This window comes from Novosphingobium organovorum, assembly GCF_022832435.1.
In the GTDB taxonomy this organism is placed as follows: domain Bacteria; phylum Pseudomonadota; class Alphaproteobacteria; order Sphingomonadales; family Sphingomonadaceae; genus Novosphingobium; species Novosphingobium organovorum.
This window is the reverse complement of sequence record NZ_JALHLF010000161.1, coordinates 1-5,724: the sequence shown is the minus strand read 5'-3', so window position 1 is coordinate 5,724 and position 5,724 is coordinate 1. Positions and strand designations below refer to the sequence as shown.

At 69.0% G+C, this 5,724-nt stretch carries 3 protein-coding genes and 1 pseudogene; all 4 read right to left on the bottom strand.

The annotated features are described in order from the left end of the window. Window positions 1-344: hypothetical protein (locus tag MTR62_RS19555; RefSeq protein ID WP_244024098.1), on the bottom strand; the 344-nt coding region annotated here is incomplete at its 3' end. Then, the gene (gene bcsA / locus MTR62_RS19550) at window positions 341-4,807 is read right to left on the bottom strand and encodes a UDP-forming cellulose synthase catalytic subunit (RefSeq protein WP_407672715.1); all 4,467 of its coding nucleotides are present in this window, start codon (window positions 4,805-4,807) and stop codon (window positions 341-343) included. The genes MTR62_RS19555 and bcsA, both read right to left, overlap by 4 nt. After that, window positions 4,804-5,541 carry a cellulose synthase operon protein YhjQ/BcsQ gene (locus tag MTR62_RS19545; RefSeq protein ID WP_244024095.1) on the bottom strand — a complete coding sequence of 246 codons (738 nt, stop codon included), beginning with the start codon at window positions 5,539-5,541 and terminating at the stop codon, window positions 4,804-4,806. Before MTR62_RS19545 ends, bcsA begins: the two co-directional genes overlap by 4 nt. Beyond that, a pseudogene (locus MTR62_RS19540) lies at window positions 5,541-5,724 on the bottom strand (hypothetical protein); the annotation flags it as partial. The pseudogene MTR62_RS19540 and the gene MTR62_RS19545, both read right to left, overlap by 1 nt.

Below are 5,724 nucleotides of genomic sequence, written 5' to 3'. Positions count from 1 at the left end.
CGCGCGGGGTCGGGGGTGTTCGCGCGCGCCGCGGGCTGCGTGGTTTGCGCGGTGTCTTTCTTCGCGGGCTTGGGGCTAGGCGTGGGGGCCTTTGCGGCGGCGGCCAGCGCAGGGTTGTCCGGATCGATCGCGCGGGCGCGGCGCAGCGCCTGCTGGGCCAGGTCCTCGCGCCCCTTGGCGCGCCAGTATTTGGCCTGTTCGATCAGCGCGGCGACGCCGTTGTCCTGCGCCTGGGCGAGCGTTGGCAGGACCAGCCCGGCCGGGCTCCCGGCGAGGAGCGTGGCCACCAGCGCGCCGCGCAGCACGCGCCGCTGGGCCGGGGGGGGAGAGGGCCGGTCGATCATGCGTGGTCATCCTGGCTGGCGAGGCGGCGCTGCGCGTGGCCGCGGAAATAGAGGTAGGCGGGGCCGGCGAGCACGACGGCGAGCACCAGCGCGAAGAGGCCAAGCAGCATCGGGCGCTGGCTGACCCAGTAGGCGATCTTCATCCAGATCGGCAGCGAGCCGACCCAGTAGCGCTCACCCAGCGCGAAGCTGGCCATGCCGTCGCCCTTGGTGACCGAGAGGTCGCCCTGGATCTGGGCGTTGATCTTGGCGTCGGTCATGCCGTCGACCAGGTCGGGCAGGGCGCTGCCGCCATCGGCCAGCACCGCGACGACGGTGCGGTCCGATGAAAACGGCGAGCGGAAGCTGACGATTCCGGAGAAACCGCGCGCGTTGTAGACCAGCGGCTCGGCGGCCATCGGATCGTCGCGCTCGGTGCCACCGAACAGCGCGCCCAGGTTCTGCAGCGCCGATCGTTCGGACACGGTGAGATGGCCGTTTTCATAACGCAGCGGCGAGCGGCCGAAGAGATCCTCGTCTCCCGCCAGCGCCGAGCTGCCGACGACCAGGACGTCCTGGTTCTCCAGCGCGTCGGGATCGACCGAGGAGGTGACGGTCACGGCGGTGACGGGCACCCCGGTCGAATCGCCGAAGCGGCCCATGAGGTCGAGGAACGCCTCGACCGAGGCGAGCGAGGGGGTGGGCGAGATGATCACCGTCGTCTGCGACAGGTCGGGGCTGACGGTGAAGGGGAAGCCGGCGCTCGCGAAGGTCGCAAGGTCGGGCATCATGATCGCGTGGTAGGCCGAGGTGAGGTCGATCGTGCTGTCGGGATCGATCGAAGTGCGCACGTTGTCGGGCAGCGTGCCGGTGCACTTCTTCTTGTCGGCGATGATCATGTTGTAGTCGAGCGCGAGCTGGTTCTGCCCGAACAGGTTGTAGCGGGGCAGGACCACGCTGGCCTTCGAATCGTGGCTCTTGGCGCTGGCGTGGCCGAACAGGCCGTCCCACCAGTCCCCGCCCAGGCCCAGCGTCTTGAGGTACTGGCCGTTGATCGAGACATCGAGCCGCGAGGCGCGCCGGTCCATCCACTTGGCGACCGGGTAGCGGTAGCCCAGGTTCAGGCGTCCCCCCTGGCGCGGCCAGAAGAACAGGTCGGGGGCGACGCGAAAGCGCACCGAAAGCGGGCCGGGACGAATGCCCATGCCCTGCATTTCGTAAGGCTCCATGATGTCGCCCAGCTTGACCGGGCGGGTCGTGGAGACCCAGCGCAGCGCGCTGTAGCGCGACCACACCGGGATGCGCACGCCGTCAAAGCTCATCCGTGCACCGCCGAAGACGCCCTTGCCCAGCGCCACGGCCGAGGCCGCGAGACGCAGTTCGCCGTCGTTGCGGCCCATCAGGACGAGCAGGGTTCCGGCGGGATCGACAGGGTTGCGCACAACCGCAGCCGAAGGCCCGGTCGGCGCGCCGAGCGCAAGGCCGGGGATCGCCTGGCCGCTCTTGAGGAACACGATCGCGTTGCCGCGCGGCAGCGCGCCGACCACCGGCTTGAACGCGAAGCCGCGGTAGCTGGCGAGCGAACCGAGCCACGAGGCGGACGCGGCGGCGGCTTCCAGTTCGCCCTTGTGGGGCTGCGAGGCGAACACGAAGGGCATCGCCAGCGGCAGGTTCTCGCCCTTGTCGTAGAACGGCAGCGGCAGACGCGCGAGATCGGGCGTGTAGGGCAGCGCGGCGTAGCTGACGTCGAGCCACGAGCGGGTGTTCGACACGTTGGCCCACAGCGAGGAGTGGAACGGGTCTTCGCAATCGCGCGCGTAGTGGCCGATGAGGCGCAAGTTGAGCTGGTTGTCGCCGGGCAGGAACAGCGCCGGGTTGACCGGGATCTGCAGCTCCTGGCCCTTGGCGTTGGCGCGCGTCAGGGGCAGGGTCTGGACGATCTCGCCGTTGAGCATGACGACCAGCTGGCTGAGGTCATCCAGCATGGCGGGCGACCAGGCCATCTGCAACGTGAGCGTGGCCTTGGTGACGACGCGGTCCTGGCGCATCCCGAAGGGGATGCCCATTTCGCCCTGCGTGCCGAGCAGCCGGATCGGGCTGGTGACGCGCAGGTCCTTGAAGGTGAGGCGCAGGCTGTTGCCCGCGCTTTCACCAGCGCTGGCCGGGGCCCCGTCGTTGGCCGGGATGGCGCTGGCCTTGCCCGTGGCGGGGCGGGTGGCGGCGTGGACCTGGGCGGTGCTGATGAGGATGCCCGCCGTGCCCAGCCCCAGCGCGATGGCGATCGCGGCGGCCTTGGCGAGAGCGGCCCCACGGCCGGATTTCCTGGCCTTGGCTTTCGTGTCGGCCGGTGCTTGGGCTGCGGGCGTGGTGCCCTCGGCCCGGCGCATCACGCGCCGTTCGGCGAAGTTCAGGCCCAGCATGCGCTTGAGGGTAACGATGTCGACCACGATGATATCCGCAAGAGAGCGAAGTCCGGTGACGGATTCGCGTTTGGTGGCGGGCTGCCAGGCGTCGGCACGGCCCATGACCGCGCGCACCAGGTGGCGTCCGGCCAGCATGTCGAGCTTTTCGAAGCGCACGTAGGTGTTGGTGCCCGAGGTGCGCATCGTCTCGACCGGGATGCACAGCACCTCGTTGCCCATCGACAGCGTGATGTCGCGCACCGTGCGGTCCTTGACGGGAAGCTCCTCGGGCAGCGAGAGCGCGGCGCCGCCCATCGAGATGTCGATGGTGCGCGCGGGCACGACATGACCGCTGGCGAGGTAGGCGGTGACCGGGAGCGAGACCGGGATGCGGATGTCCTGGCGGGCCTGGCGCGTCTCGCGCGCGACCGAGATCGCGGCGAGCAGGATGATCAGGCTGAACGTCGCCCAGGCCAGGTTCAGCACCAGCGTATCGGTCTGGATGTTGAACATGTAGGGGAAGAAGGCCCATTTGCCGATCGCCATGAGCATGCCGAGCACGACGAGCCCGACGCAGATCAGGTGCGGCTTGACGATCGCCCAGTCGAAGTAGGTCTTGTCGAGCAGCGAGCCCTTGTCGGTCACGTTGAACTTGCCCTTGCGTGGCTGGAACCAGGTCATCACCGTAGGCTTGACGAGGTGGAAGGCGAGAATGGTCTCGTAGACCTCGCCCCAGAACGGCGCGCGCCACTGGCCCTGCGTGCGTTCGTTGGCAACCGCGGCGCAGTAGAGGTGGGGCATCGCATAGGCGAAGATCAGCGAGGCCGAGGCCTGGATGATGTTCTGCCCGAAAATGAGATAGGCCAGCGGGCTGGTCAGGAACACGATGCGCGGGATCGGGTACTGGAAGTGCATCATCGCGTTGAGGTAGCACAGGCGCTGCTGCCAGGTGAGGCCGGGGCCGAACAGCGGGCAGTCGATGCGCAGGATCTGCGTCATGCCGCGCGCCCAGCGGATGCGCTGGCCGACGTGCAGGACGAGACGCTCGGTGGCCAGGCCCGCGGACAGGCGCGCGCTGATGTAGGCGGTGTTCCACCCGGTGCGCTGGAGCTTGAGCGCGGTGTGCGCGTCCTCGGTCACCGTCTCGCCGGCAAAGCCGTTGGTCTCTTCGAGCGCCTCGCGGCGGATGACCGCGCACGAACCGCAGAAGAAAGTGGCGTTCCACAGGTCGTTGCCGTCCTGCACCGGGCCATAGAACAGGTCGCCCTCGCCGGGCATGTCGCCCATCGTCGAGGCCAGGTTCCGCTGCACCGGGTCGAGCGAATACATGTGGTGCGGGGTCTGGATCAGCGCCAGGCGCGGGTCCTTCTGGAACCAGCCGATGGTCAGCTGGAGGAAGGCGCGGGTGGGCACGTGGTCGCAGTCGAAGATGGCGATCAGTTCGCCGTCGGTCTTCTTCATCGCCGCGTTCATGTTGCCCGCCTTGGCGTGCAGGTTGTTGTCGCGGGTGATGTAGCCGCAGCCCGCCTCCTTGGCGAAGGCGCGGAATTCGGCGCGCTTGCCGTCGTCGAGGATGTAGACGTTGTAGCGTTCAAGCGGGTAGTCGAGATCCATCGCCGCGAACACCGTGTTGCGCACGATGTCGAGGCTCTCGTTGTAGGTCGGGATGTAGATATCGACCGTGGGCCAGTCGGCCGGGTCGCCCTCGGGCTCGATCACCGGGCGTTCGAGCGGGAAGCTGGTCTGCAGGAAGCCCAGCATGAGGATGATCCAGGCGTAGAGCTCGGCGAGGTAGAGCACGCCGCCGAACGCGAATTCGGGCAGCGTGCCGAATTCGAGCGTCTGCGTGGTGCGCCACACGATGTAGCGGGTCGAGACCAGGATCGCGAGAATGCCCAGCGCCAGCGAGCCGCGCGGGCTCTTCCAGCGCTTGATGATGATCGCGCCCAGGATCGTGACCCCGGCGCAGACCCACTGCGCGGTTCCGTCGAGCGGGACGGCGATGACGATCGCGCCGACCAGGACGATGGGCACAAGGGCGGCGGTGCGCCAGAGGCGCGAAGCGAACAGGGCCTCGATCACGCCGCGCGGCTCGAACTGGTCGGGGCGATCCAGGCGGGGACCGGATTGTCGAGCGCGGGGCGCACGATGTCGACGATGCGGCGCACGTCGGCCAGCGCCGCGCTGGAGGGCGCATAGCGGGCGAGCGGCTGGAGCATGGCGATCGCCTCGGGCACCGATTCGTCGAGCCGGATGCGCCCGATCAGGCGCTGGCCGCACAGCTCGCGGATGAACGCGGCGTTGTGGCGGGCGAGGCGGCGCGTGTCGTCGAGCCGGTTGATGACGAACGAGGTGTGCGCGAGGCCTCCCTTGCCCGCTTCGGCGAACATCTGCGGCAGCAGCGCCAGCGTGTCGGGCGCCGCGTCGAGCGGGCACAGATGGGCGCAGGCCTGGTTGGTCATGCGCCGCGCGAAGGCGAATTCATTCGAGGGAACGTCGAGCACCATGACCCGGCCGGTGCCCGGCTCGAGATAGCCCAGGTCGCCGAGCATGGGCATGAAATCGGGATCGACCGGGGCCTTGGGCATGTGGCGCAGGTCAATGCCCGAGACCACCACGGCGTCCTCGCTCGGTCCGCCCAGCGCGTTGAGCGTGGTCGCGGGCGGGAGCCCGAAATGCAGCGCGAGCGTGTCGCGCCCGGCAACGGTCACCACCGTCACGTCGGCGCCCGCATCGGCGAGGCCGAGCGCGAGGTGCGCGGACAGGAAGCTGGTTCCGGTGCCGCCCTTGGGCGAATGGCAGACGATGAGGGCCATCAGATCTCTCCCCGCGCGCCAAGATCGGACAAGTGGCGCAGCATTGCGCGCACGTTCTGGCCAGAGCCCGACGCCGCCGTCGGCGCGGGCTCGGCGCCCTGGCCTTCGTAGCGGCGAAACAGCGCGCCGATCGATTCGGTCGCGGCCTCGGCCGGGGTGGGGGCATGGGGCAGGGGGGCATCG